This window comes from Streptomyces megasporus (assembly GCF_000718985.1).
GTDB lineage: Bacteria > Actinomycetota > Actinomycetes > Streptomycetales > Streptomycetaceae > Streptomyces > Streptomyces megasporus.
On record NZ_JODL01000015.1, the window covers coordinates 17713 to 42948 of the forward strand.

General features: G+C 73.1%; 24 protein-coding genes. 4 read left to right on the plus strand and 20 right to left on the minus strand.

From position 1 onward, the window contains the following. Window positions 1-185: 185 nt before the first annotated feature. Window positions 186-1409: a threonine aldolase family protein gene (locus IF47_RS0114370; RefSeq protein ID WP_031509156.1), complete on the plus strand. Its 1224-nt coding sequence runs from the start codon at window positions 186-188 to the stop codon at window positions 1407-1409. Between the two features lie 23 nt (window positions 1410-1432). Here IF47_RS0114370 and IF47_RS0114375 read toward each other — a convergent pair whose 3' ends face one another. The 4 genes from IF47_RS0114375 to IF47_RS0114390 all read right to left on the minus strand — a co-directional run bounded on the left by IF47_RS0114375 (window position 1433) and on the right by IF47_RS0114390 (window position 5726). Beyond that, the gene (locus IF47_RS0114375) at window positions 1433-2116 is read right to left on the minus strand and encodes a response regulator (RefSeq protein ID WP_031509157.1); all 684 of its coding nucleotides are present in this window, start codon (window positions 2114-2116) and stop codon (window positions 1433-1435) included. Between the two features lie 80 nt (window positions 2117-2196). Continuing rightward, entirely contained in the window at window positions 2197-3423 is a 1227-nt protein-coding gene (locus tag IF47_RS0114380; RefSeq protein ID WP_031509158.1) for a sensor histidine kinase, read from the minus strand. A gap of 36 nt (window positions 3424-3459) precedes the next feature. Next, window positions 3460-4542, minus strand: coding sequence for an SAM-dependent methyltransferase (locus tag IF47_RS0114385; RefSeq protein ID WP_051717660.1), 1083 nt, complete (start codon window positions 4540-4542; stop codon window positions 3460-3462). Then, window positions 4539-5726: an NADH-quinone oxidoreductase subunit D gene (locus tag IF47_RS0114390; protein ID WP_031509160.1), complete on the minus strand. Its 1188-nt coding sequence runs from the start codon at window positions 5724-5726 to the stop codon at window positions 4539-4541. The genes IF47_RS0114385 and IF47_RS0114390 overlap by 4 nt, the downstream gene beginning before the upstream one ends. A gap of 99 nt (window positions 5727-5825) precedes the next feature. Between IF47_RS0114390 and IF47_RS0114395 the strand changes: the two genes are divergently transcribed. Further along, window positions 5826-6347, plus strand: a complete 522-nt coding sequence (locus tag IF47_RS0114395) for a PH domain-containing protein (protein WP_031509161.1) — start codon at window positions 5826-5828, stop codon at window positions 6345-6347. Further along, entirely contained in the window at window positions 6347-7663 is a 1317-nt protein-coding gene (locus IF47_RS0114400; RefSeq protein WP_031509162.1) for a PH domain-containing protein, read from the plus strand. The genes IF47_RS0114395 and IF47_RS0114400 overlap by 1 nt, the downstream gene beginning before the upstream one ends. A 37-nt stretch (window positions 7664-7700) precedes the next feature. On the opposite strand, the gene IF47_RS28745 is transcribed toward IF47_RS0114400, so the two are convergent. The 14 genes from IF47_RS28745 to dacB all read right to left on the minus strand — a co-directional run bounded on the left by IF47_RS28745 (window position 7701) and on the right by dacB (window position 21753). Beyond that, entirely contained in the window at window positions 7701-8783 is a 1083-nt protein-coding gene (locus IF47_RS28745; RefSeq protein WP_051717662.1) for a hypothetical protein, read from the minus strand. A 117-nt stretch (window positions 8784-8900) separates the two neighbouring features. Beyond that, window positions 8901-10043, minus strand: a complete 1143-nt coding sequence (locus tag IF47_RS0114410) for a hypothetical protein (protein ID WP_031509164.1) — start codon at window positions 10041-10043, stop codon at window positions 8901-8903. 40 nt (window positions 10044-10083) lie between these two features. Next, window positions 10084-10698, minus strand: a complete 615-nt coding sequence (locus IF47_RS0114415; protein ID WP_031509165.1) for a class I SAM-dependent methyltransferase — start codon at window positions 10696-10698, stop codon at window positions 10084-10086. A gap of 60 nt (window positions 10699-10758) precedes the next feature. Continuing rightward, window positions 10759-11244 (minus strand): DUF3180 family protein, encoded by a 486-nt coding sequence (locus IF47_RS0114420; RefSeq protein ID WP_031509166.1) that lies wholly within the window; start codon window positions 11242-11244, stop codon window positions 10759-10761. Window positions 11245-11487: 243 nt separating this feature from the next. Then, window positions 11488-12084, minus strand: coding sequence for a 2-amino-4-hydroxy-6-hydroxymethyldihydropteridine diphosphokinase (folK, locus tag IF47_RS0114425; protein WP_031509167.1), 597 nt, complete (start codon window positions 12082-12084; stop codon window positions 11488-11490). Then, window positions 12081-12440 carry a dihydroneopterin aldolase gene (gene folB, locus IF47_RS0114430; RefSeq protein WP_031509168.1) on the minus strand — a complete coding sequence of 120 codons (360 nt, stop codon included), beginning with the start codon at window positions 12438-12440 and terminating at the stop codon, window positions 12081-12083. Before folB ends, folK begins: the two co-directional genes overlap by 4 nt. A gap of 207 nt (window positions 12441-12647) precedes the next feature. Then, entirely contained in the window at window positions 12648-13157 is a 510-nt protein-coding gene (locus tag IF47_RS0114435; RefSeq protein WP_031509169.1) for a nuclear transport factor 2 family protein, read from the minus strand. Continuing rightward, window positions 13154-14038 carry a dihydropteroate synthase gene (gene folP / locus IF47_RS0114440; protein WP_031509170.1) on the minus strand — a complete coding sequence of 295 codons (885 nt, stop codon included), beginning with the start codon at window positions 14036-14038 and terminating at the stop codon, window positions 13154-13156. Before folP ends, IF47_RS0114435 begins: the two co-directional genes overlap by 4 nt. Window positions 14039-14132: 94 nt before the next feature. Continuing rightward, window positions 14133-14738 (minus strand): GTP cyclohydrolase I FolE, encoded by a 606-nt coding sequence (gene folE / locus IF47_RS0114445; protein ID WP_031509171.1) that lies wholly within the window; start codon window positions 14736-14738, stop codon window positions 14133-14135. A 138-nt stretch (window positions 14739-14876) separates the two neighbouring features. Beyond that, window positions 14877-16916 (minus strand): ATP-dependent zinc metalloprotease FtsH, encoded by a 2040-nt coding sequence (gene ftsH / locus IF47_RS0114450; RefSeq protein WP_031509172.1) that lies wholly within the window; start codon window positions 16914-16916, stop codon window positions 14877-14879. A 272-nt stretch (window positions 16917-17188) separates the two neighbouring features. Beyond that, entirely contained in the window at window positions 17189-17728 is a 540-nt protein-coding gene (gene hpt / locus IF47_RS0114455) for a hypoxanthine phosphoribosyltransferase (protein WP_031509173.1), read from the minus strand. A gap of 36 nt (window positions 17729-17764) precedes the next feature. Then, window positions 17765-18859, minus strand: a complete 1095-nt coding sequence (gene tilS, locus IF47_RS0114460; protein WP_031509174.1) for a tRNA lysidine(34) synthetase TilS — start codon at window positions 18857-18859, stop codon at window positions 17765-17767. A gap of 153 nt (window positions 18860-19012) precedes the next feature. Then, on the minus strand, window positions 19013-20161 hold the full coding sequence (locus tag IF47_RS0114465) for a zinc-dependent metalloprotease (RefSeq protein WP_031509175.1): 1149 nt from the start codon (window positions 20159-20161) through the stop codon (window positions 19013-19015). A gap of 134 nt (window positions 20162-20295) precedes the next feature. Beyond that, entirely contained in the window at window positions 20296-21753 is a 1458-nt protein-coding gene (gene dacB, locus IF47_RS0114470) for a D-alanyl-D-alanine carboxypeptidase/D-alanyl-D-alanine endopeptidase (RefSeq protein ID WP_342667268.1), read from the minus strand. Window positions 21754-21892: 139 nt separating this feature from the next. Here dacB and IF47_RS0114475 point away from each other — a divergent pair, with 139 nt between their 5' ends. Next, window positions 21893-22387, plus strand: coding sequence for an inorganic diphosphatase (locus IF47_RS0114475; RefSeq protein WP_031509177.1), 495 nt, complete (start codon window positions 21893-21895; stop codon window positions 22385-22387). Window positions 22388-22519: 132 nt separating this feature from the next. Here IF47_RS0114475 and IF47_RS0114480 read toward each other — a convergent pair whose 3' ends face one another. Together IF47_RS0114480 and IF47_RS0114485 are read right to left on the minus strand one after the other, a co-directional pair. Next, complete coding sequence (locus IF47_RS0114480; protein ID WP_211257217.1) at window positions 22520-24247, minus strand: threonine/serine exporter family protein; 1728 nt, start codon at window positions 24245-24247, stop codon at window positions 22520-22522. 222 nt (window positions 24248-24469) lie between these two features. After that, window positions 24470-25096: a PadR family transcriptional regulator gene (locus IF47_RS0114485; RefSeq protein WP_031509179.1), complete on the minus strand. Its 627-nt coding sequence runs from the start codon at window positions 25094-25096 to the stop codon at window positions 24470-24472. Between the last annotated feature and the right edge of the window lie 140 nt (window positions 25097-25236).

The following is a 25236-nucleotide window of genomic DNA, read 5'->3' on the forward strand; positions in this document are numbered from 1 at the left end:
TGGGGTTCCCCGGGCGGGAGGTCGGGGCATCGGTACCGGACGATTGTTGCCATGCTACGCGGACACCGCGGGATCCCGGTCCGCACGGTGGGACGGCGGCCGGACGGCGGGCGGTTCCGCGGTGGGCGCCGCCGGACGTCGGAAACGGGCGGCGGCGACCGCCCCGGTCGGGAATGATCGGACGCATGACCGCGGACGACGACGGCACACGAGAAGGCACACAAGGCGGCGCGCGGCCCCCCGCGGGCACCGACTCCCCGGACGAGCGGCGGGCCCGCAGGCTCGCGGCCTGGAACGCCGCCCGGCGCCTGCTGGCCGATCCCCCGGCGTCCGGGACGATCGCCGGACGGCTGGCCCGGCTGGCGAAGGAGGGCGCCGAGGTCCACGACCTGGCGGAGAGCCCCGACGTCTACGGCGACGGGATCGTCGCCGACCTGGAGGAGCGCACCGCCGCCCTGCTGGGCACCGAGGCCGCCGCGTTCTTCCCCACCGGCACCATGGCCCAGCAGGTGGCCCTGCGCTGCTGGGCGGACCGCACCGGCAACACCACCGTCGCCCTCCACCCGCTGTCCCACCCCGAGCGTCACGAGCGCCACGCGCTGACGCTGCTCGCCGGCCTGCGCCCTGTCCACCCCACCGCCGAGCCGAGGCCGCCCACCGCCGAGGAGGTGTGGGAGCTGCCCGAGCCCTTCGGCACCCTGATGCTCGAACTCCCCCTGCGCGACGCGGGGTTCGTGCTGCCGACCTGGGACGAGCTGGTGGAGACGGTCGGCGCGGCGCGGGAGCGGGAGGCGGTGGTGCACCTCGACGGGGCCCGGCTGTGGGAGTGCGTGCCGCACTTCGGGCGGACGCTCCCGGAGATCGCCGGCCTGGCCGACAGCGTGTACGTCTCCTACTACAAGTCCCTCGGCGGCCTCTCGGGCGCGGCCCTGGCCGGTTCGTCCACCCTGATCGACGAGGCCCGCGCCTGGCGGCACCGCTACGGCGGGCAGGTCTTCCAGCAGTGGCCCGCCGCGCTGTCCGCCCTGGTGGGGCTGGAGCGGGAACTGCCGAGGCTGCCGGAGTACGTCGACCACGCGAAGGTGGTCGCGAACGCCCTGCGGCAGGGGCTGGAGGACGCCGGGGTGCCGTGGTTCCGCATCCATCCGAGGGAGCCGCACACCCACCAGTTCCAGGTGTGGCTGCCCCACGACCCCGAGGAGTTGACGGACGCGGGCGTGCGGCAGGCGGAGGAGGACGAGACGGTGCTCTTCCGCGTGTGGGAGGCGTCGGGGCCGCCCGGACTGGCCATGACCGAGGTGACGGTCGCCGCCCCCGGGCTGCTGTGGAGTCCCGAGGACGTCCGCGAGGCGCTGTCGGCGTTCCTCGCCCGCGTCCCGGCGCTCACGGGGCCTCGGGCACGGGGCTGACCGCCGGGGCGGTCCGCGTTCCGTCACGCGCCCCCGCCGGCGCGCACCAGTCCGGTCTCGTACGCCAGCACCACCGCCTGGACGCGGTCGCGCAGCTCCAGCTTGGTGAGGATGCGTCCCACGTGCGTCTTGACGGTGGCCTCCGAGAGCACCAGCCGCTCGGCGATCTCCCCGTTGGAGAGCCCTTGGGCGACCAGCAGCAGCACCTCGTGCTCGCGGTCCGTCAGCCTCTCCAGCTCCCTGGTCCGCGGCTGCTCGGTCGCGGCGGGCAGCAGGGCGGCGAAGCGGTCCAGGAGTCGGCGGGTGGTGGAGGGGGCCACCACCGCGTCCCCGCTGTGGACGGCGCGGATCGCGGCCAGCAGTTCGTTCGGCGGCACGTCCTTGAGCAGGAAGCCGCTCGCCCCGGCCCGCAGCGCGGAGAAGGCGTACTCGTCGAGGTCGAAGGTGGTCAGGATCAGCACCCTGGGGCTGCCGGGACCGCCCTCGCCCCGCTCGCAGATGCGGCGAGTGGCCTCGACCCCGTCGAGGCGGGGCATCCGCACGTCCATCAGCACCACGTCCACGGCGGTGGCGCGCAGCTTCTCCAGGGCCTCGGCACCGTCCCCGGCCTCGGCGACGACCTCCATGTCGGGCTGGGCGTCCAGCACCATCCGAAAGCCGGTGCGCAGCAGCGCCTGGTCGTCGACGAGCATCACGCGGACGGTCATGGGTTCCTCTCGTGCCGGTTGGACGGTGGTTCGGCGGTGGTTCGGCGGTGATTCGGCGGCGGGCCTCGGTCGGTGGTCCGTCAGTCGGTGTTCTTCAGCGGCAGGACCGCGCTGATCCGGAAGCCGCCGCCCGGCCGGGGACCCGCGTCCAGACTGCCGCCGACCATGCCGACGCGCTCGCGCATCCCGATCAGCCCCTGGCCCAGTCCGTCCAGCCCGCCGACCTCGTACAGCTCGCGCTGGGCGCCGCGGCCGTCGTCCTCGGCGAGCAGGGTCAGATCGTCGGGGCCGTAGGTCAGTCGCACGGTCGCGCCGACGTCGGGGCCGCCGTGCTTGCGGGTGTTCGTCAGCGCCTCCTGCACGATGCGGTACGCGGTCAACTCGACGCTGCTGGGCAGGGGGCGCGGGGTGCCCTCGATCCGGAAGTCCACCGACAGCCCCGCGCCGCGCACCTGCTCGACGAGGTCGGCGAGCTGCTCGACGCCGGGCTGCGGCACGTACTCCCCGGCCTCGGCCTGTTCTCCGGTGCGCAGCACGCCCAGCAGCCGCCGCATCTCCGACAGCGCCTGGCGGCCGGTGTCGGAGATGGTCCCCAGCGCCTGTCGGGCCTGCTCGGGCGCGGTGTCGAGGACGTAGGCGGCGCCGTCGGCCTGGACGACCATCACCGAGACGTTGTGCGCGACGACGTCGTGGAGTTCGCGCGCGATGCGGGCGCGCTCGGCGGCCACCGCGACCTTGGCCTGCGCCTCGCGCTCCCGCTCCAGCCGGGCGGCGCGCTCCTCCAGTTGCGCGTAGTACGCGCGCCGGGTGCGCAGCGAGTCGCCCAGCACCCAGGCGAGGACGAAGGTGACGGTCATGAAGACCGTGCCCAGCACCGCCCCGGCGATGCTCTGTCCCTCGTTGGGCCAGCGCAGGGTGTTGACGGTGGGCGCGATCAGGGCGCCCGCCAGGGCGAAGCGGGAGGCCCAGCGGACGTTGCGGGAGGCGTTGGTGAAGACGATCACCAGCAGGGCGAAGTTGGCGGGCACCGGGAAGGCGCCCGTCACCACCTCGGCCACCCCCGCGCCGGTGGCCAGCAGCAGCATCTTCTCCGGCGCCCGGCGCCGCAGGGCCACCACCGTGCACAGGGCGAGGATGATCGGCACGGAGGCCGCCTGCTGCACCCCGCCCTGGTCCAGGCTCTCGGCGGACGGGGGGTGCGACACCAGCGCGGCGAGCCACATGGCGGACATCCCGAGCAGGACGAGGGCCCACAGCCCGTCGACCAGGGTGGGGTGTCTGCGTATGAACTCGTACAGGCGATGCACGGTGCCCAGCGTAGGCAGGGGCGATACGTGGGGGAGTCAACCGGATGGGCGATCCCCGGCCGTCCCGCCTACTCCCCAGGGTGGAGGCAGCGGCGCCCGGCGGGGTTGGAGCAGCCAGGTGAAGGAGCCCAGGCCGCCGGGGTCGGTCAGCTCGGCCGCCTCCCCCGCGTCGCCGAGCCGCCGCAGGTAGGCCACCGGGTCCTCGGCGGCGAGGGAGAGGGGCGGCCGGGCGCCGCCGACGCCCAGGGCGCGCAGCGCCTCGCGCTGGGAGACCAACACGCCGGCCGGCACGCCCGGCCGCCCGTCCCCGGACGCCGCCGCCGCGCACGCGTCGAGGGCGACGTGGGAGGTCAGGTCGCGTTCCCCGTCGGGGACGGGCCGCACCTCGCGGCCGTCACGGTAGCCGGTGAGGGTGCCGAACGGCGGCCGGGCGGCACGGGTGTGGGCGTAGTCCACGGCGACGGCCAGGCCGCGGTCCAGGCAGGCCACGGCGTCCGCCCAGGCGGTGTCGCGGGGACGGCCGATCTCGGCGCGCAGGCCGGGTTCGGGCGGCAGCGGCCACCAGCGGGCGAGCCAGTCGGCGTCCGCGCCGGTCACCGGCTCGCCCGGGTGCTCGGTTCCGTCGTCGTCCACCAGGACGTAGCGGGGGACGCCGTCACCGTCGGTCTCGGCGACGTCCACGGGCACGTTGTCCAGCCACTCGTTGGCGAACAGCAGCCCCGCCACGCCGCGTGGCGGGGTGTCGGACCAGCCGATCGCCGGGTCGAGGCCGGCCGGGCGGCGGGCGATCTCCACGGCGTGGGGACGGACCCGGGCGGCGACCGCGTCCGGCAGCGCGGCCAGGACGCCGCTCAGCAGCTCGCCGCGGCCGGCGCCGTAGTCGATCAGCGCCAGTTCGTCGGGGCGTCCGAGCACCGCGTCCACGCGCAGCAGCAGCTCGGCCACCGCCTCCGCGAACAGCGGGGAGACGTGCACGGAGGTGCGGAAGTGCGCGGCGGGCGCCTGTCGCACGAAGAACCCTTCCGGCCCGTAGAGCGCCTCCTCGGCGGCCCGGCGCCAGCGCCGCGGCCCCCGCCGGCCCGCCCCGTCCGCCGGCCCGTCCGCCGTTCCGCCCGTCACTTGTCGATGTCGCCGACGACGAAGAACATCGAGCCGAGGATCGCCACCATGTCGGCGACCAGCGTGCCGGGCAGCAGCTCGGTCAGCACCTGGACGTTGTTGTACGAGGCCGAGCGGAGCTTGAGCCGGTAGGGGGTCTTCTCCCCCTTGGAGACCAGGTAGTAGCCGTTGAGGCCGAGCGGGTTCTCCGTCCAGGCGTAGGTGGCTCCCTCGGGGGCCTTGAGCACCTTGGGCAGCCGCTGGTTGACCGGCCCGGGGGGCAGCTCGGCGAGGCGGTCCAGGCAGGCGTCGGCCAGGTCGAGGGAGTTGTGGGTCTGCTCCAGCAGCACCTCGAAGCGGGCCAGGCAGTCGCCCTCGGCGCGCGTGACGACCTTCAGGACGTCGGCCAACTCCCCGTACGCCAGGTACGGCTCGTCGCGGCGCAGGTCGAAGTCCACGCCGGAGGCGCGGGCGATCGGCCCGCTGACGCCGTAGGCGTGGACGGTGGCCGGGGCGAGGACGCCGACGCCGCGGGTGCGGCCCCGGAAGATCTCGTTGCCCAGGACGAGCCGGTCGTAGGTGTCCATCTTGGCGCGGACCGCCGCCACCGCGTGGCGCGCTCGTCCGAGCCAGCCGGCCGGGAGGTCCTCCTTGAGGCCGCCGACGCGGTTGAACATGTAGTGGATGCGTCCGCCGGAGACCTCCTCCATCACGTGCTGGAGCTCCTCGCGCTCGGTGAAGGCGTGGAACATGGGCGTGATGGCGCCCAGCTCCAGCGGGTAGGAGCCGAGGAACATCAGGTGGTTGAGGACCCGGTTCAGCTCCGCCAGCAGCGTGCGCGCCCACACGGCGCGCTCGGGGACCTCCATGCCCAGCATCCGCTCGACGGCCATGACGACGCCGAGCTCGTTGGAGAACGCCGACAGCCAGTCGTGACGGTTGGCGAGGACGATGATCTGCCGGTAGTCGCGCGCCTCGAACAGCTTCTCCGCGCCGCGGTGCATGTAGCCGATCACCGGCTCGGCGGTGGTGATCCGCTCGCCGTCCAGCACGAGTCGGAGCCGCAGCACCCCGTGGGTGGAGGGATGCTGCGGGCCGATGTTGAGCACCATGTCGGTGCTCTCCGCCGCGCCGCCGACGCCGACGACTGTCTCGGTGGGCTCGGTGCTCGTACCGGGCTCGGTGCTCGTACCGGGATCGGTCATGGTCACCAGTCTGACAGCTCCGGCGACTCCGCCGGCGGCACCGCGGTCTCCTCCCCACGACGGATACGCACCGTCACCATCACCGCATACGCTTGCCGTATGAGTCAGCCGGCAGGGGGAGAGACGGGGGCGCAGAGCCCCGGGACGGTCACCGCCACGGGCGAGCGGTGGCGCGGTGTGGAGCGGGGGCTGCTGCGGATGCGCAGGACGCTGTTGGCCGCCACGCTCGGCCCGCTCACCGTGGCACTGGGCCTGGTCCTGGGGGCGACGGCCGGTCCCGCCTGGGCGGCGCTCGCCGCGGTGCCCCTGGCGGCGCTGGTCTGGGGCCTGCGGGCCATCGCCCGCAACTGGGCGTCCTGGCGGTACGCCGAGCGCGACGACGACCTGCTGATCGCCCGCGGGGTGATCTGGCGCGGGCTGACCGTCGTGCCCTACGGCCGGATGCAGTTGGTCGAGGTCACCTCCGGGCCGCTGGAGCGGCACTTCGGGCTGGCCCGTGTGCAACTGCACACCGCCGCCGCGACGACGGACGCGCACATCCCCGGCCTCGCGCCCGAGGAGGCCGAGCGGCTGCGGCACCGGCTCACCGAGTTGGGCGAGGCCCGGTCGGCGGGGCTGTGATGGCGCTTCCCAAGCGCCCGGAGGGCAAACGGCTGCACCCGGTCACCCCGTGGCGACGGGCGTGGGCACCCCTGGCCGCGCTGTTCGCCTTCGCCGCGCAGGACCCGGAACGGGCCAGGCAGGGCGTGGAGAACCTCTCGGTCACCTGGCTGCTGGCGGGGGTGGCGGTGCTGCTGCCGGTGGCGGCCGCGTACGGCTTCCTGTCGTGGTGGATGACGAGCTACCTGGTGACCGACACCGAGTTGCGCATCCGCACCGGCCTGCTGTTCCGGCGGGTGGCGCACATCCGGCTGGACCGTCTCCAGGCGATCGACGTGAGCCGGCCCCTGTTGGCCCGGATCGTGGGGGTCGCCAAGCTCAAACTGGACGTGGTCGGCACCGACAAGAAGGACGAGCTGGCGTTCCTCGCCGAGCGGGAGGCGGTCGCGCTCCGCGCCGAGCTGCTGGCGCGGGCGGCGGGGATGGCGCCCGAGGCCGCCCCGGAGGTGGGCGAGGCCCCCGCCCACGAGCTGGTCCGGGTCGACACGCGGATGCTGCTGGTCTCGCTGCTGCTGCTCGGCACCACCTGGAGCGCGCTGATCGCGGCGGCCGTCTTCCCCGCGCTGGTCTGGTGGGCGTCCGGCAGTCCCTGGCCCGCCCTGGCGGTCGCGGTGCCGCTGCTCGGCGGTGTCTGGCAGAGCGGTCTGGGTCGCTTCCTGACGGAGTTCGACTGGGCGGTGGCCGAGTCCCCGGACGGGTTGCGGCTCGACCACGGCCTGCTGGACCGCGCCCACGCCACCGTCCCCCCGGGCCGCGTCCAGGCGGTGCGGATCGTCGAGCCGTGGCTGTGGCGGCGGCGCGGCTGGGTGCGGGTGGAGCTGGACGTGGCGGCCGGGGGCAACGAGGGCGGCGTGCTGCTGCCGGTCGCCGAGCGGGAGGTGGCCCGCGGCGTGTTGGGGCGGGTGCTCCCCGGCGTGGACCCGGACGAGGCGGTCGCGGCCCTGACCCCGGTGCCGCGCCGGGCGCGCTGGGTGGTCCCGCTGTGGTGGCGGGGGTACGGCCATGGGGTGACGGAGACGGTCTTCGCGAGCCGCCGCGGTCTGGTGTGCCGCAGGCTGACGCTGGTGCCGCACGCGAAGGTGCAGAGCGTCCGCCTCTCCCAGGGGCCCTGGGAGAGGTTCCACGGCCTGGCGAACGTCCATGTCGACCACGGCGCGAACGGGACGGTGGCGGCGCGGCTGCGCGACGCGGCCGAGGCCCGTGTGGTGGTCGCGGCCCAGGCCGAGCGCTCCCGCACCGGCCGCCGGGAGGCGCGTCCGGAGCGCTGGCTGACGTAAGGGGCTCGGGGGTCGGGGCGTGCGTCCGGATCGGGCGTCAGGCGCGGGTCCGGCGCCGGCGCCGGCCGGTGGGGGCGTCGACGTCCTCGGCGCCGGCCCGGCCGTCCGAGTCCGCGGCGTCGGGTTCGCCCAGGTCGATGACCTTGCCCGCGACGGCACGCGGGGCGCGGGGCACGGCCACGGGCTCGGGTGCGGGTGTGGGCTCGGGTGCAGGCTCGGGTGCAGGCTCGGGTGTGGGTCCGGCCCGGTGCCCGTCCTCGTCCTGGTCGGACGGGGACTCGGCGGAGCCGCGCGGCCCGCCGGGCGCCCTGCGGCGCCGCTGGGGGCCCTGGGTGCCGAAGAAGTCGAAGCCGCCGCGCTTGGGAGCCGTGGCCCCGCCCCCCGTCTCCCCGGCGCCCTGCCGGTACGGCTCGACGCCGTCCCGCGGCAGGCCCCGCGCCGGGACTCGGGACGCGGCGGCCCGCTCGCGCTCCTCGGCGGCCGCGCGCTCGGCCTCCCGCCGCTCCCACGCCTCCCGCTCGCGCTGACGTGCGGCGTTCGTCCGCAGCCGCCTGAGGGCCTCGTCCGCCTGGAGGTAGGTGAGCGGTGTGGGCGCACCCGAGGCCCGCCGGTGGTCGGCCGCCCCGGTGGTGAGTTCCTTGGCCGGGCCCGCGGTCTCCAGGGCCAGCAGCCGCCGACCCTCCAGGGCGCTGGCCCGCTCGGTCTCGGCGGTGGCGTACCGGCGCAGCAGCGCGGCGTGCTCGGTGCGCAGCCTCTCCAGTTCCCCCTGTTTGCTCCGGAGTTCGGCCTCCGCCTTCCCGCGGAGCTCGATCGACTCCTCCAGTTCGTTCTCCAGCTCCGACTGGCGCTCCTCGGCCCGCCACTCGGCCGTGGCCTTGGCCGCCCTCACCTCGCCGACCCGTCGGCCCGCCTCCCGGTCCCACTGGCGCAGCAGCACGGCCCCGGCCGTGGCGGACAGCGCGGCCACGGCGGTGAGGACGCGCAGCAGCAGCACCGCCGGATCGTCCGTCTCACCGACCAGCCAGGCCCCGACGGCGCAGAGAAGTGCCACGACCGCCACGGCGGACGGTGCGAGCAGCCGGTGCAGGGGAGGTGCTTGGCGGTGGCGTCCTCGGGGCATGGTCTGGAATTTACCGTGACCGGCGCCTCCTGAGGCAGCGTCCGTTCCCATTCGTTATCGGGAGGCCACAAAACGTCGCGGAGCCGTCGACGGGCGCCCGGGGCGGTGGTCGGCGGTTCACTCCCCGCGCCGGGACACCAGGGACGACACCACGACGACCACGGTGAGCGTGGCGATCACGCTGACCACGACCAGTCGCAGCGCCGGTCCGAGGGTGTTGTTCCCCTCGTGGGCGAAGTCGTACCAGACCAGGACCGACTGGAAGAGCGCGATGGCCGTGAAGACGAAGAGCAGTCGGTTGCGGCGCTCGTCGCGTCGGTACTGGGTCATCGTGCGGTGGAAGTCCAGGATGTCGCGCAGCGACTGGAGTTGGACCTCCAGCACCCCGCGCTCGCGCTCCATCGCCCAGCGCTCCATCGCCGCGTCCATCACCACCGCGCCGGCGTTGACGGTGTAGCGGCTCTCCTCCAGTCGCACCATGTCGCGCAGGGCCAGATCCTTGCTGAGCTTGAGCGAGGCGGCGAACTGCCGGTCCACGTCCGCCACCCGGTCCCAGCGGGCGTCGTTGAGCCGGAGCATCCGGGCCGACACCAGCCGGTTGGCCTCGTCCACCGCGATCCACTCGCCGGTGGCCGCCATCACGCCCTCCAGCACCTCGCCGACCCGGTGCGGCGGCAGCCCGACCAGGGTGGTGAACCCGTCCCCGAAACGCAGGCGGGCGTTGTCGTGGATCTTCCGCTCCACGCCGTAGACCCGGGTCGCGCCCGGTTCCTGTCCCTCCGGCGGGTCCATCAGCACCCGGTGCCACCACAGCAGCCGTCCGGGGTCCATCGCCGCCTCGTCCGCCGGATCGACCAGCCCGGTGGCGAGCATCCGCTCCGAGATGGCGTCCGTCCACCGCGCGACGTGCGGATTGATCCGCTCCACCAAGGCGCGCTCGCGACGGTGGACGGCCTCCCTGTCGGGTACCTCCACCGTCCGCACGACGTAGCAGTGGCCGCTCGGCTCGAAGCGGCACCACAGCGATCCGGTGTCCTCCAGCTCGACCGTTCCGACGGTCTTCTTGCCGCTGAGCCGCGAGCCGCCGGTGGACATGTGGTAGTCGAACAGCAGTGGCGAGTCCGGTCCCTCGGGCTGGGGCGAGAACCCCGGCACGGCCTCGGTGACCGCCTCCCTCAGCGCCCTGCCGACCTCGCCCCCGAAGGTGTTCGCGCACAGCCGGAACCGCATGAGGAACGGCGCGATGAGCACCACCTGCACGGATCCCCCCTCCATCCGATCCGGCCGACGGCCGGCCCCCTCATGCCCCCGGAGCGGTGAACAGCGTCCACTCCCCGTGCCCCGCGTGGCCGCTCTCGGCCGTCCACCCCTCGCCCAGCAGCCGGTGCATCCGTTCCGGCGGCACGTACAGCGGCGTCCCCGAGCGGAACGAGGTGCACCACAGGAGCTGCCCTCGGGGCCTGAGCACCCGGACGATCTCGGCGGGGTGGAACACCCCGTTGAGCGACACCACCAAGGGGACCCGGGCCGTCCCCACAGGGAGCGCCCGCACGTCGGCGACCGCCCAGCACACCCCGGGCACGTCCACGCGGCGCCGCAGCATCGGCAGGCTCAGGTCGCAGGCGACCACCCTCGGCACGGCCTCCGCGATCGCGGCCGTCGCCTCCCCGGTGCCGCAGCAGATCTCCACGGCCCACTCGGCGCGGCGGGCGCGAAGGAGCCCCTCGCGCACCGGGAGGTCGTACCCGCGCTGGTCGTCCGTCCACTCCCGCCAGCCCTCGGCCATCTCGTCGTACGACGCGCGCAGACCCCGCCACGCCTCGCGGTCCTCGGGGTCCCTCAACAGGCGTTCCTGGAAACGGCGGCTGGGGTGGACGTCGGCCTTCAGGTCCGGCGGGTCCAGGATCTCCTCCATGCGGTGACGATAGCGGTGGACGCGCCCCGATCGACAGGGGGTGCCCGGGGCGGTCCGGGGTCAGGCCGCCGCGGCGGTCGGCGGGGTGTCGTCGTCCTCGGGAAGCCTGCACACCCGCTGGAGGAAGATGGCCGCCGCGACGACCGCGGCGCCCGCCAGCACCGACAGGCCGGCGTAGACCGCCTGGTCGCGGCGGGCCGCCACGTCCATGGCGTTGAAGAGCAGGTAGAGGCCGGTGCCGCCGTACGCGCCCGCGGCCAGGGCGGCCACCAACGCGCTGGCCTGGCCGAAGACGACGGCACGGGCCGCCATGATCGGTTCCACGCCCTTGGCGCCGGGTCGCCGCTCGCGCTGGGCGCGCAGCCGGGAACGGATCGACAGGGCGGTGGCGGCCAGGACGGCGGCGATCAACGCGAGCACGACCGGCGCCGCGACGGGCACGGCGGGCAGCGTGCCCAGCGCGTCCCACATCCGGGCTCCCGCCCAGGACAGCACCACCGCGAGAGCGAAGAGGCCGGCCAGCGTCCTGATGCGTAGTTCCCTCACGGGGCTCCCCACGTCACTCGGGCACCGCCGTGGTCGACGGTGTCGTTCGGACAGCGATGTTCGGGCAGATGTCCGGGCGGTTGTTCGGGCCGTACCGGCCGTGTCCGTCCGGGGCTCGTCCGGCGTCTTCCGGACCGCCCCGGGTCCCTCCGAGCCCGCCCGGGCCCGCCGGCGCTCTACGCCGACGGGGCCGTTCGGACACGGGCCGCGGCGTCCACGGGGCGCCGCGGCGGTCGCCCGGGGTCACTCGGGCAGTCGCAGTTCCAGGTCCTCCCGGAGCACCACGCCCTCCCTGCCGGCGGCGTCGAGCAGGTCCGCCACCGGGCCGTGCCCCGGAACCTCGGCGTCCGGGTCCACATCGTGCCACGGCGCGAGGACGAAGGCGCGCTCGTGGGCGCGTGGGTGGGGCAGTGTCAGCGCGGGATCGTCGGAGACGACGTCCTGGTAGGCCACGATGTCCACGTCGAGCGTCCGAGGCGCCCAGCGTTCGTCGCGCGTGCGCGCGAAGGCCTCCTCGATGGCGTGGGCACGCTCCAGCAGCGAACCGGGCGGCAGCGTGGTCTTCAGCAGGACGACCGCGTTGAGGTACGAGGGCTGGCTGCCCGGCTCCACCCCCCACGGTTCGGTCTCGTACACCGGCGAGACCGCCTTGATCCGGACTCCCGGGGTCTCCTCCAGCGCGTCGATGGCGCCCTGGAGGGTCTCCGTGCGGTTGCCCAGGTTGCTCCCGATGGAGACGACGGCGCGCTTGGGGTTGTGCAGGGTCACATCGGCGGCGTCGACCTGGTGCACCACGGAGGCCGGCACCGGCTGGACGGTCGGGTCGCTGTTCGGCGTCATTCGCGGCTCCGCTTGATGGTGATGGTCACATCGTCGAACGGGACGGTGATCGGGGCCTCCGGCTTGTGCACGACCACCTCCACCTCCCGCACCACCTCGTGTGTCAGGCACTGGTCGGCGATCCGCTGGGCGAGGGTCTCGATCAGGTCGACCGGCTCGCCCGCGACGACCGCGGCGACCTCTTCCGCCACGATGCCGTAGTGGACGGTCTTGCCGAGGTCGTCGTCGGCCGCCGCGGGTCGGGTGTCCAGGCCCAGCACCAGGTCCACGACAAAGGTCTGTCCCTGCTCGCGTTCCCGCTCGAACACCCCGTGATGCCCGCGGACCCTGAGCCCGTGCAGTGCGACACGATCCACGCGCGTTCACTCCCGTCGTTCGGACAGCGGTCGTCGACACACCAGGACGCGCGGTACTTCCGGACACACCGCCCGACGCACCCGCGTCCCCTTCACAGCGCGCACGACCGCGCGCCCATTCCCCTTCCCCGAGGGACGGGCGAACCGAAGGGGCGCACGGGACCGGCCGCCGCAGGGGTCACTCTCTCAGACCACCCCTTGGGGGTCTCAGAGGAGGGTGCCGCCTTCTCCGTCGATGCCGTCGGGGCCGTCGACGTCGAAGTCGTCCACGACGCCCTCGTCCTCGTCGTCCTCCTCGACGAGGATCGGGGAGCCGTGGTGCGCCCAGATCCTCCACCGGCCGTCCTCCGTCCTGCGGAAGACGTTCGTGGCGACCACCAGTCCGCCGATCAGCGGCCCGGCCGAGCCGTCCTCCTCGGCGGGTCCGCCGCTGAGGATGTTCTCGGTGCAGGTCACCACCGCGGTGTCGCCCAGCACGGAGATCTCGACGTCGGTGAGGAAGAACTGGACGTACTCGGTGTTCGCCATGATCAGCGCGTAGGAGCGCAGCACCTCCTCGCGCCCGGTGAGCACCGGCCAGCCGGGGTGGACGACGCTGACGTCCTCGTGCAGCCACTGCTCGGCCAAGGCGTCGAGGTCGCCGCGCTCCACGGCCTCGTACAGCGCGGTGTTCGCCGCCTCGACGGCCTCGACGTCCGTGCGGGCCTCTCCTGTCACCGGCTTCCTTCCGCGGGGTTCGTGTCCTCCAGTGCCCGCGCCACCCGGACCGCGTCCGCGCTCGCGCGCACCTCGTGTACCCGCACCGCCCAGGCGCCCTCGCGCGCCGCGATCGCCGAGACCGCGGCCGTGGCCGCGTCCCTCTCCCGAGCGGGCGGTACGGTGCCGCTCTCGTCGGCCAGCACGCGGCCCAGGAAACGCTTCCGGGAGGCCGCCACCAGCACCGGCCGCCCCAGCTCCCGGGCCAGCCGGGTCGTGGCGTCCACCAGTGCCAGGTCGTGCGGGGCCTGCTTGGCGAAGCCCAGCCCGGGGTCGACGACGATCCTCTCCGGCGCGATGCCGCCCGCCACCGCGCGGTCCATGGTGGCGCGCAGCTCGTCGATCACCTCGGTGACGGTGTCGGTGTAGACGGCGCGGTCGTTCATGTCGACGCTCTGGCCGCGCCAGTGCATCACCACGAAGGGCGCCCCGATCTCGGCCACCACCGGCACCATGCGCTCGTCCGCGCGTCCGCCGCTGACGTCGTTGACCAGACGGGCGCCGGCCGCCACCGACCGTTCGGCGACGGAGGCCCGCATGGTGTCCACGCTGACGACGACGCCCTCGGAGGCCAGGCCCCGGACGACCGGGATCACTCGGCGCAGCTCCTCGGCCTCGTCCACGCGGGTCGCGCCGGGGCGGGTGGACTCGCCGCCCACGTCGATCAGGTCGGCGCCCTCGGCGACCAGTTCCAGACCGTGCTTGATCGCGGCCTCGGTGTCGAACCAGTGCCCTCCGTCGGAGAAGGAGTCCGGCGTGACGTTCACCACGCCCATGACGGCACACCGGTCCCACGAGGGGAGTCCGGTGACCTCTCCGCGAAGGGCACGCAAGCTGTTCATGTGGTCCAGCGTAGGCGCTCGCCCCGCGCCTCCCGGACATCGCCCGGTGGGTGCGGCCCGCCGCGCCCGACCGGGTGGCCGACCGTCGGGCCCGTCAGCGGGCCATGATGAGGCTCATCGCCTCGGCACGGGTGGTGGAGTCGCGGAGCTGGCCGCGGACGGCGGAGGTGAGGGTCTTGGCGCCGGGCTTGCGGACGCCGCGGACCGTCATGCACATGTGCTCGCACTCGATCACGACGATCACGCCGCGCGGTTCGAGGATCCTCATCAGCGAGTCGGCGATCTGGGTGGTCAGCCGCTCCTGGACCTGGGGGCGGCGGGCGAAGACCTCCACCAGTCGGGCGAGCTTCGACAGCCCGGTGATCTTCCCGGTCTCGGAGGGGATGTAGCCGACGTGCGCCACGCCGTGGAAGGGCAGCAGGTGGTGCTCGCAGGAGGAGAGCACCTCGATGTCCTTCACCAGCACCATCTCGTCGTGGCCGATGTCGAAGGTGGTGGTCAGGACGTCCTCCGGTCGCTGCCGCAACCCGGCGAAGATCTCCCGGTACGCCCGCGCCACCCGCGCCGGGGTGTCACGGAGCCCCTCGCGGTCGGGGTCCTCGCCGACCGCTATGAGCAGTTCTCGTATGGCGTTCTCGGCACGCTTCTCGTCGAACTCTCCGACGGGGCCTTCGCCGTCCAGCGTCACCGGGTCGATCATGTGTCCCTCGTTTCTCGAGCGTGCGCGGCAAGGAGACGCGCCCCTCCGGTAGTAAACCGGAGGGGCGCGGCGGTCATTCCGAAGGGCCGGTGTGGCCTGGGCTACCCGCGGGCCGTTCCTCGCCGGCGGGAGCCCGGCTCAGCTCTCCGTGCGGGGGTCGTCCGACAGGTCGACCTCCTTGGAGATCACCTTCTCGGTCGGGCCGATCTCCTTGCCCTTCTCCAGGCCGGGCTGCGAGCCGTTGGTCAGGGCCAGCTCCTTGGGAGTGGAGACCGGCGGGCGGGTCGAGGGCATCCGGCGCGAGGAGCCCGTCCAGGCCGGACGCGGAGGACGCTTGACGATCGGGCGGAAGATCTCGGCGATCTCCTCCTTGCCGAGGGTCTCCTTCTCCAGGAGGGCCAGCACCAGGTTGTCCAGCACGTCCCGGTTCTCGACGAGGATCTCCCACGCCTCGTTGTGCGCGGCCTCGATCAGCTTCTTGACCTCCTCGTCCACCAGCCCGGCGACCTCCTCGGAGTAGTCGCGCTGGTGGCCCATCTCCTTGCCCAGGAAGGGCTCGGAGTGGTCGGAGCCGAATTTGATCGCGCCCAGCCGCTCGGTCATGCCGTACTGCGTGACCATGGCGCGGGCCGTGGCGGTCGCCTTCTCGATGTCGTTGGCGGCGCCCGTCGTCGGGTCGTGGAAGACCAGTTCCTCGGCCGCGCGCCCACCCAGCATGTACGCGAGCTGGTCGAGCATCTCGTTGCGCGTCGTGGAGTACTTGTCCTCGTCCGGCAGCACCATCGTGTAGCCGAGCGCCCTGCCGCGCGACAGGATCGTGATCTTGTGGACGGGGTCGGAGTTCGGCAGGGCCGCCGCCACCAGGGCGTGCCCGCCCTCGTGGTACGCGGTGATCTTCTTCTCCTTGTCGCTCATGATCCGGGTCCGCTTCTGCGGCCCGGCCACGACGCGGTCGATCGCCTCGTCCAGGAACTTGTTGTCGATCAGCTTCTTGTCGCTGCGCGCGGTGAGCAGCGCGGCCTCGTTGAGGACGTTGGAGAGGTCGGCGCCGGTGAAGCCGGGGGTGCGGCGGGCCACCGCGGACAGGTCCACGTCGGGCTCCATCGGCTTGCCCTTGGCGTGGACCTTGAGGATCTCCAGACGGCCCTGCATGTCGGGGCGGTCCACCGCGATCTGCCGGTCGAAGCGGCCCGGACGCAGCAGCGCCGGGTCGAGGATGTCCGGCCGGTTGGTGGCGGCGATCAGGATGACCCCGCCCTTGACGTCGAAGCCGTCCATCTCGACCAGCAACTGGTTCAGCGTCTGCTCGCGCTCGTCGTGGCCGCCGCCCATGCCGGCGCCGCGGTGGCGTCCGACGGCGTCGATCTCGTCGACGAAGACGATCGCCGGGGCGTTCGCCTTGGCCTGCTCGAACAGGTCACGGACGCGGGAGGCACCGACACCGACGAACATCTCCACGAAGTCGGAGCCGGAGATCGAGTAGAACGGCACCCCGGCCTCGCCCGCGACGGCACGCGCCAGCAGCGTCTTGCCGGTGCCGGGCGGGCCGTACAGCAGCACGCCCTTGGGGATCTTCGCGCCGACGGCCTGGAACTTGGCGGGCTCCTGGAGGAACTCCTTGATCTCCTGGAGCTCCTCGACCGCCTCGTCCGAGCCGGCCACGTCGGAGAAGGTCGTCTTGGGGGTGTCCTTGGTGATCAGCTTCGCCTTCGACTTCCCGAAGTTCATCACCCGGGAGCCGCCGCCCTGCATCTGGTTCATCAGGAACAGGAAGACGATCACGATCAGCACGAACGGCAGCAGGGAGAGCAGCATCCCGAGGAACGGGTTCTGCTTCTGCGGGGAGACGGTGTAGCCGTCCTTGATCTGCCCGTCCTGGTACTTGGACTGCAACTGCTTGGCCAGATCGACGCCCTGTTCGTCGATGTAGCTCGCCTTGACCTTGTCGCTGCCCTCGATCTTGGCGTCGCCCTTGAGCTCGACCTTGATGGTCTGCTCGTCGCCGGTCGTCAGCTCGGCGGACTGCACCTTGTTCTGGTTGATCGCCTGCACGACCTGGCCGGTGTCCACCGTCTTGTAACCGCCGGACGAGCCGACGACGTTCATCAACACGACCACGGCGAGGGCAGCCAGCACGATCCACATGACGGGACCACGGAAGTAGCGCTTCACGTCCATCCACACGGGGCGCGCGCGCCCCGTCCCTCCTGCCACAGTGAGGCACCGCGCCCCCAAAAGGGTCGCCGTGCGTACGGTGTATTACTCGGCTTTGCTCGGCCTACGAACAGACTGCCTCAACAGACCGACCTTCGGACGGTACCCCAGCATCGTCCTCCGAAGCACTCGGTTGTACGACGACGCCGGGACGGCGAGCATTCCCGCCCCGTTCCTTCCAACGCCCGTTTTTCCCTCGACGTTCCCGGAAGGCCGCCCGAATCCGTCGATCCCGGTCAGCCGCCGTAGACGTGCGGCGCGAGCGTCCCCACGAACGGCAGGTTGCGGTACTTCTCCGCGTAGTCCAGCCCGTAGCCGACGACGAACTCGTTGGGGATGTCGAAGCCGACCCACTTGACGTCGATGTCCACCTTCGCCGCGTCCGGCTTGCGCAGCAGGGTGCACACGTTCAGGGAGGCGGGGCCGCGGGACCCGAGGTTCGACAGCAGCCAGGACAGCGTCAGGCCGGAGTCGATGATGTCCTCGACGATCAGGACGTGCTTCCCCTGGATGTCGGTGTCCAGGTCCTTGAGGATGCGGACCACCCCGGAGGACTGGGTGCCCGCGCCGTACGAGGACACCGCCATCCAGTCCATGGTGACGGGTGTGGACAGGGCCCGGGCGAGGTCGGCCATGACCATCACCGCGCCCTTGAGGACCCCGACCAGGAGCAGTTCCCGACCGGCGTACTCCTCGTCGATCCTCGCCGCCAGCTCGGCCAGCTTCGCGTCGATCTCTTCCTTGGTGACGAGCACCGACTTGAGGTCGGTGCCCATGTCCTTTTCGTCCACCCTGCTGCTCTCGGTCGTGGTTCACACTTGCCGGATGACCAGTGTGCCACCCTGCCTCCGGGCGGACACTCGGCCGGGCAGGTTGATGGCCCGCTGCCCGTGCCAGTCGGTGATCAGGCGGTCGATCTCCTCGATGTGGCGGGCGAACAACGAACCCGCCGGGGCGCCCGCCGCGACCGTCACCCGGCGCAGCACCCGACGGCGGACGGCGGGCGGCAGGGCGTGGAGTCCGGCGACGTCGAGCGCGATCCCGGATTCCTCTGTGACGTTCGCGACACCCGCGACACCGTCGGCGCCGGGGGGCTGCGTGCGGACCGTCCGCTCGGCGTCGGCCGCCCAGGCGTCGAGCGCGTCGGCGTCGTCGCGCGAGAGTTGGGCGGTGCGGGCCAGGGCCTCGACCACGCCCTTGCCGAGCGCCTTCTCCAGGGCGGGCAGGGCGTCGTGGCGGACCCGGGAGCGGGTGAAGGCCGGATCGGCGTTGTGCGGGTCGTCCCAGACGGGCAGCGACTGGACCATGCACGCCTTGCGGGTGGTCTGGCGGTCCACGGCCAGGAACGGCCGCCGGTAGCGGTGCTCGGCGCCCGCGCGCCCGGTCGGCGAACCGGAGACGGCGGCCATCCCGGACAGGGAGCGGGTGCCGGAGCCGCGGGCGAGACCGAGCAGCACCGTCTCGGCCTGGTCGTCACGGGTGTGGCCCAGGAGGATCGCGGCGGCGCCGTGGCGCTCGGCGGCCTCGTCCAGGGCGACGTAGCGGGCGGTGCGGGCGGCGGCCTCCGGCCCGCCGGCGCGGCCGACGGTCACGGAGACGGCCTCGGCCGGCGCGAGGGAGAGGGCTTCGAGACGGGAGACGACCTCGCGGGCCCGGTCGTCGGAGCCGGGCTGCAGACCGTGGTCCACGGTGACGCCCCCGGCCCGCAGACCGAGGCGGGGGGCTTCGAAGGCGAGGGCGGAGGCGAGCGCCATCGAGTCGGCGCCGCCGGAACAGGCGACGAGCACGAGTGGGGGGCGATCGTTTCCGAAGGGGCCGCGCCCGGAGGCGTCGGCGTCACGGAGGACGTCCTGGAGCGTGCGGCGGACCGCCAGACGTATCGCTGCTACCGCGGGGTGGGGACCCATGTCCGTTCACTTCCTCGAGAGGGGGTGACAAGCACCGGTGACTACGCTGAGTGCGCCAATGGTGACAGAGGAGAGCTGTGTCCCTGAGCATCGCACGCATACCCGTCGCTCACGGTCCCTCGGAAGAGTGATTGTGTGGGCATTCGGGGCTTCTCAGTCCGTTTTCCGGTGCACCCTCGCGATCCATTCCGCCGGTTTGGCGATCTCCGCCTTGGTGGGCAGCGTGTTGGGCGACGTCCACACCCTGTTGAAGCCCTCCATGCCGACCTCGTCCACGACCGCGCGGACGAACCGCTCGCCGTCGCGGTACTGGCGCAGCTTGGCGTCGAGCCCCAGCAGTTTGCGCAGCGCCTGGTCGAGGCGGCCGGCCCCGGCGGCGCGGCGCTTCTGGAACTTCTCCCGGATCTCGGCGACGGTGGGCACCACCTGGGGGCCCACCCCGTCCATCACGTAGTCCGCGTGCCCCTCCAGCAGCGACATCACGGCGGTGAGGCGGCCGAGGATCTCGCGCTGGGCGGGCGTCTGCACCAGCTCGACGAGGCTCCGCCCGTCCTCCCCTTCGCCGTCGGACCCGTCGGACCCGTCGGACCACGGCCTGCCGCCGGCCAGCGACTGGACGGCCTCGCGCAACCGCTCCAGCAGCGTGGAGGGGTCCACGTCGGTCTCCCCCAGGAAGGAGTGGATCTCCCCCTCGATGTGGTCGCGCAGCCAGGGCACGGCGGAGAACTGGGTGCGGTGGGTCTCCTCGTGGAGGCACACCCACAGCCGGAAGTCGTGCGGATCGACGTCCAGCTCGCGCTCCACGTGCACGACGTTCGGCGCGACCAGCAGCAGTCGGCCGCCGCCCTCGCCCGCGGTGCCCGGCAGGTCCGGGCCGGCCGGGGCGAAGGTCTCGTACTGGCCCAGGACGCGCGAGGCCATGAACGACAGCAGCATCCCGACCTCGACGCCGGTCACCTTGCCCCCGACCACGCCGAGCACCGCGCCGCCCGGACCGGCGGCACGCCGCTCCTGCATCTTGGCCAGCAGGGGCGACAGCAGTTCGCGGAAGCCCGCCACGTTGGCCCTGATCCATCCGGGTCGGTCCACGACGAGCACGGGGGTGTCCCCGGAACCGTCGGCCGGCTCCATCCCGGTGAAGGAGCGCACGTGCCCCTCGGACGCGGTCGCGTGGCGGCGCAGCTCGGCGACGGCCGCGCGCGCCTCGTCCCGGCTCACTTCGGGCCCCGGCTTCACGAGCCGGGTCGCGGTCGCCGCCGCGAGCTTCCAGTCGACCATCTCCACACCACCGAGGCTCGTCATGACTTCACCGTACGTGCCGATGCCGCCGAACGGGAGGAGACCGCCGGACGGACCGGGTGTCCGAGAAACGGGTGCCCGCCGGCGCGGGTCCGTAAAGCCCCGTGGGCCGCCTCGTGAGCCGGAAGTGGCCGCGATCAGCGGCAGCCGCAGTTGGCCACGGCCGAGGCGAGCCGGTCCAGGGCCTCGTGGGCCCCCTGGCGGTCGGTGGTGCCGGAGGCCATGAAGGCGAAGGCCAGGAGCCTGCCGTCGGCGCTCACGACCGTGCCCGCCAGGGTGTTGATCCCGGTCAGCGTGCCGGTCTTGGCGCGGACGAGGCCCGCTCCGGCGCGGGTGGCGGTGTCGTCGAAGCGTCCGCCGAGCGTGCCGTTGAAGCGAGCCACGGGCAGACCGCTCAGGACGGACCGCAGCTCGGGGTGGTCGGGGTCGGCGGCGAGCGTCAGCAGTTCGGTCAGCAGCTCGGCGGAGGCCCGGTCGGCCCGGTCGAGTCCGCTGCCGTCCGCGAAGCGCGCCCCCTTCAGGGACAGCCCCTCGTACTCCTCGAGCTGGTCGCGTACGGCGTGGGCGGCGCCGGCGAAGCTCACGCGCTCGCCGCGCGCCGCCGCGGTCTGCCGGGCGAGCGCCTCGGCGATGTCGTTGTCGCTGTGCGTCAGCGCCCGCTCGACCAGCTTCGACAGCGGTGCCGAGCGGTGGACGGCCAGCTCCTCGGCGCCCTTCGGCGCCTTGGCGGCGCGCGGGGCGCCGGAGACGTCGATGCCGCGGTCGCGCAGCCGGTCGGCGAACGCCTCGGCGGCGTCGCCGGCCGGGTCGGCCGAGCGTGGGGCGGGGCCGCGGGTGCTGTCGTCGAGGCGGCCCGCCTCCACCATCAGCGCGACGACCGGCGCGATGTTGTCGTTCACGCCGATCGGGTGGCGGACGGGTCCGGTGTAGAGCGAGACGTCGTAGGCCAGGTCGATCCTCTCCGCGCCGCGTTCCGCCAGTTCCCGGGCAGTGGCGTCGGCCAGCCGTGCCAGCCCCGCGCGGGTCAGCGTCGGGTCGCCGCCGCCGACCAGCACGGCCCGCTTCCCGTCCTCGTCCCAGAGCACACGGGTGGGAATCCGGTGGTCGTCCCCGAGGGCCGAGAGCGCGGCGACCGATGTGGCGATCTTGATGGTGGACGCCGGGACGACCGCTCTGTCGGCCTTGGCCCCGTAGAGCTGCCGCCCGGTCGCCACGTCCGTCACCGAGGCGGTGCGGAGCGTGCCCAGCGCGTCCCTCTCCAGCAGCGGCTCCAGCGCGTCGGCGAGCGCGGTGCGGGTGGGCAGGGGGGCGCCTCCGGCGCCCGGGGCGGCACCGTTCCGGCCGGGGTCGCCCTGTGCGGCGCCGTCCCGGTCGGAGCCGTCCGGCGCCGTGCCGAGGGCGGTCAGCACCTCGGGCGCGCCGGGCGCGGGAGCGGGCCCGCCCCGGGCGCCGCCGGGGTGGTCCGCGCCGGCTCGGTGGTCCCACGCGGCGGCGCGGACCCGCTCCGCCGTACGCTGACCCGAGTCCCAGGGTCCCGTGACGGTCACCGCCGACACTGCGACCGCGAGGCCGACGGCGGCGGAGCCGATTGCCACCTGCCACGTGTCCCGCACCTCGGACCAGCCCCTTTCGCGCCCACACGCCTGCGTGAGAGACACTTAACCACCACACCGCCGTTCTCCGGGGGAGGACCCCCGGACCCCGGCGAGGACTGAACACACGGAGGAGTCTCCCTTGGAGTTCGACGTCGTCATCGAGATCCCGAAGGGGTCGCGGAACAAGTACGAGGTGGACCACAAGACCGGTCGCATCCGGCTCGACCGTCACCTGTTCACCTCGACCGTGTACCCGGCCGACTACGGCTTCGTCGACAACACCCTGGGTGAGGACGGAGACCCTCTGGACGCCCTGGTGCTGCTGGAGGAGCCCACCTTCCCGGGGTGCATCATCAAGTGCCGCGCGATCGGCATGTTCCGCATGACGGACGAGGCGGGCGGCGACGACAAGCTGCTGTGCGTGCCCGCGTCCGACCCGCGTGTGGAGCACCTGCGCGACATCCACCACGTGAGCGAGTTCGACCGGCTGGAGATCCAGCACTTCTTCGAGGTCTACAAGGACCTGGAGCCCGGCAAGTCGGTCGAGGGCGCCAACTGGGTCGGCCGCGCCGAGGCCGAGGCCGAGGTCGAGGCCTCGATCAAGCGTCTGGCGGATGCGGGCGGCCACCACTGAGCCGCCGCGTCGGGCCGCGCGTCCGCGGCCCGACGCCTCCACGCCCGTGCCCCGGGCCGCGCGTGCGCGGCCCGGGGCACGGGCGTCTTGGGGCCCGGGTGCGGGCTCGGGCGGGACCTCCTCGGGCGGGGATCAGAAGCCGCGGGTGCGCTTGGCCGCGCGGCGGCCCGGCAGCGGGGTCTCCCGGCCCGGGGCCTTGATGAACAGCCGGGCCAGTTCGTTGCCCAGGTTGACCCCGATCGCGATCGCCAGGGCCAGGGCGGCGGCCCTCGTCAGGTTCGCCAGGCCCTGGTCCATGTCCCCCTGGGCGACGCCGATCAGCCCGAAGTAGATGGCGCTACCGGGCAGCAGCGGGCCGATCGCCGCCGTGATGTACGGCAGCGCCGAGATGAACTGGTAGCGCGACATCAACTGTCCGAAGAGGCCCACCAGGCCGGCCGCCGTCGCGGTGGCCGCGACCGGGTCGATGCCGCCGACGTCGGCCATCGCGCCGTACACCAGCCAGGCGACGCCGCCGTTGAGCGTGGCGAGCAGCACCGTCGAGCGTTCCTGCTGGAGCAGCAGGCAGAAGGTCAGCGCCAGCAGCATCGCCGCCAGCAGTTGGAGGGACGGCCGGGTGCGGTGGTCCAGCCCGTCGGGGTTGAAGTTGGCGCCCAGCTCGGAGCCGATGTAGAGCACGAGCAGCACACCGCAGACGATGCCGACGACCAGGTAGACGACCTCCAACAGACGGGCGGAGGCGGTGATGTAGAAACCGGTCAGCCCGTCCTGGACGGCCGCCACCAGGGCTCTACCGGGGATCAGCGGGAACAGGCCGCCGGTGACGACCGCGGACGCTCTGATCTCCAGCCCCAGGTCCGGGGCGAACAGCGCGACCAGCACGCCCATCGTCGCGGGTGGCATCGCCGCCGCCACGAACTGGTAGAACTCCGGCATCTCGCGCTTGGAGAAGACCCAGGCGAGCCGGTCGCCGAGCATCGCGCCGATCGCCGCGAGGAGGAACACCAGCCAACCGCCGCCGACCAGGGTGGACGCCGCGCCCGCCAGCAGACCGCTGGCGACGGTGAGCGCGCCCTTGGAGTACGGGTGGCGGTTGCGGCGGATCTCGGCGAGGCGGCCGTACGCCTCCTCCAGCGTGACCTCGCCGTCGGTGATGTCGTCCACCAGGCGGAAGACCGCCGCCAGCCGGGTGTAGTCGGTGCCGCGGCGGCGTACCGTCCGGCTCAGCGTGATGGGGTCGTCCACCAGCGACGGCTGGTAGGTCATCGACAGCAGGGTGAAGGTGACCGTCGGCTCGCAACGGTCCAGCCCGTAGGCGTGCGCCACCCCGAACATCGCCGCCTCGACGTCCTCGGCTCCCTCGCCGCCCGCGAGCAGCAGCTCGCCGATGCGCAGCGTCAGGTCGAGGACGCGGGGCGCGGACGGCCCGGCGTCGACGTCCTCCTCGTCGGTGCGCCGGGGGCGTTCGGGCACGGGCCGCTCGCCCAGCGGCATCCGGACCATGCTGCGCATCCGGTCCTGCCAGGGCGCGCCCGGACGCACCAGGTCGTTGATCGTCCGGATGCCGTCGGGCGGAGTGAAGGCCGAGCCGGGCTCGGGGGGCAGGGCCGTCCGCACGCCCTCGGGGACGGCGAACTCGGAGGTGGAGTGCTCCTCCTCGGGGGGCGCCGGGATCTTCCGCAGCCCTTCCGGGACGGCGAACTCGGAGGTGGGGTGCTCCTCCTCGGTCTGCTGGGACGGCAGCGGTACGCCGGAGGGCGGCAGGAAGGCGCTCCGGGCCCGGTTCTCGTCCGTGGGCTGCTCGCGTTCCTCGGCGTGACCCGCCTCGGTCACCGCGTTGCTCGTGGTGGTCTCCGCCAAACTCGTCCGCTCCTCACGCCTCCAGCCGTTCGTCCCCGTCACAGAGAGGACATTTCCCACCGCATAGCGAGAAATGTCCGTTCCCGTCAGTGAGGATAGGGGCCGTGCCGCCCGCGCGGGGGACGCGGAGGGAAACGTTCCGTGTGAGATGCGTTGCAGTGTCCCGACATTCGTCGGCGGTGTCGAATCAGGTCCCGATCAAGGACCCGAGCGAAGACCCGATCAAGGACGGGTCCGCTCGGCGAACGGGTTCTCGACTCCCTCGGGCAGGACCTCGGTCGTCCTCTCCCCCTCGCCGGCCATCACGTACGCGCCGTTCTCCAGGCGTTCGATCAGGCCGCGGGTCCACTCCGCTCCGCTCCGGGCGGAGTGCACCCACAGCCCCATGATCTCGCCGATGTGGCCCCACTCCTCGGGGGCGCCCGGGGGCACCCAGTCGCGGGCGACCTCCTCGCTCCACTCCTCCAACGCCTCCACGCGCCTCCTGAGCAGCTCGATCGCCTCCCGACGCGGCAGGTCCACGATGAAACCGACCCCGGCCGTGAGCACGTCCGCTTTCTCCTCGTGGGCGGTGAGCGCCCAGCGCAGCAGCCTGAAGTACTCCTCCTCGCCCGCGTCCGTCAGCTCGTACTCGGTGCGCGGCGGGCCTCCGGCCGTGCTCGGCGCGGTGTCGTGCGCGAGCAGCAGCCCCTGTCCGGCCATCTGCTTGAGCGCGTGGTAGATCGAGCCCGGCTTGGCGTTGGACCACTCGTGCGCGCCCCAGAACTCCAGGTCGTTGCGGACCTGGTACCCGTGCGCGCGTCCGTGCTGGCGGACCGCGCCCAGCACCAGCAACCGGATCGCCGACACCGCCCCACCTCCCGGCTCCTCCGGTCTTCTCCGGCCTTCCTCGCCCGTCGCCGCCCAGCGTAGACGGGCGAGGAAGACCGGAGGAGCCGGACGTCATGTCCGTCGCCGAGGAACCCGGTGCGTCATCGGAACCGCCGTCG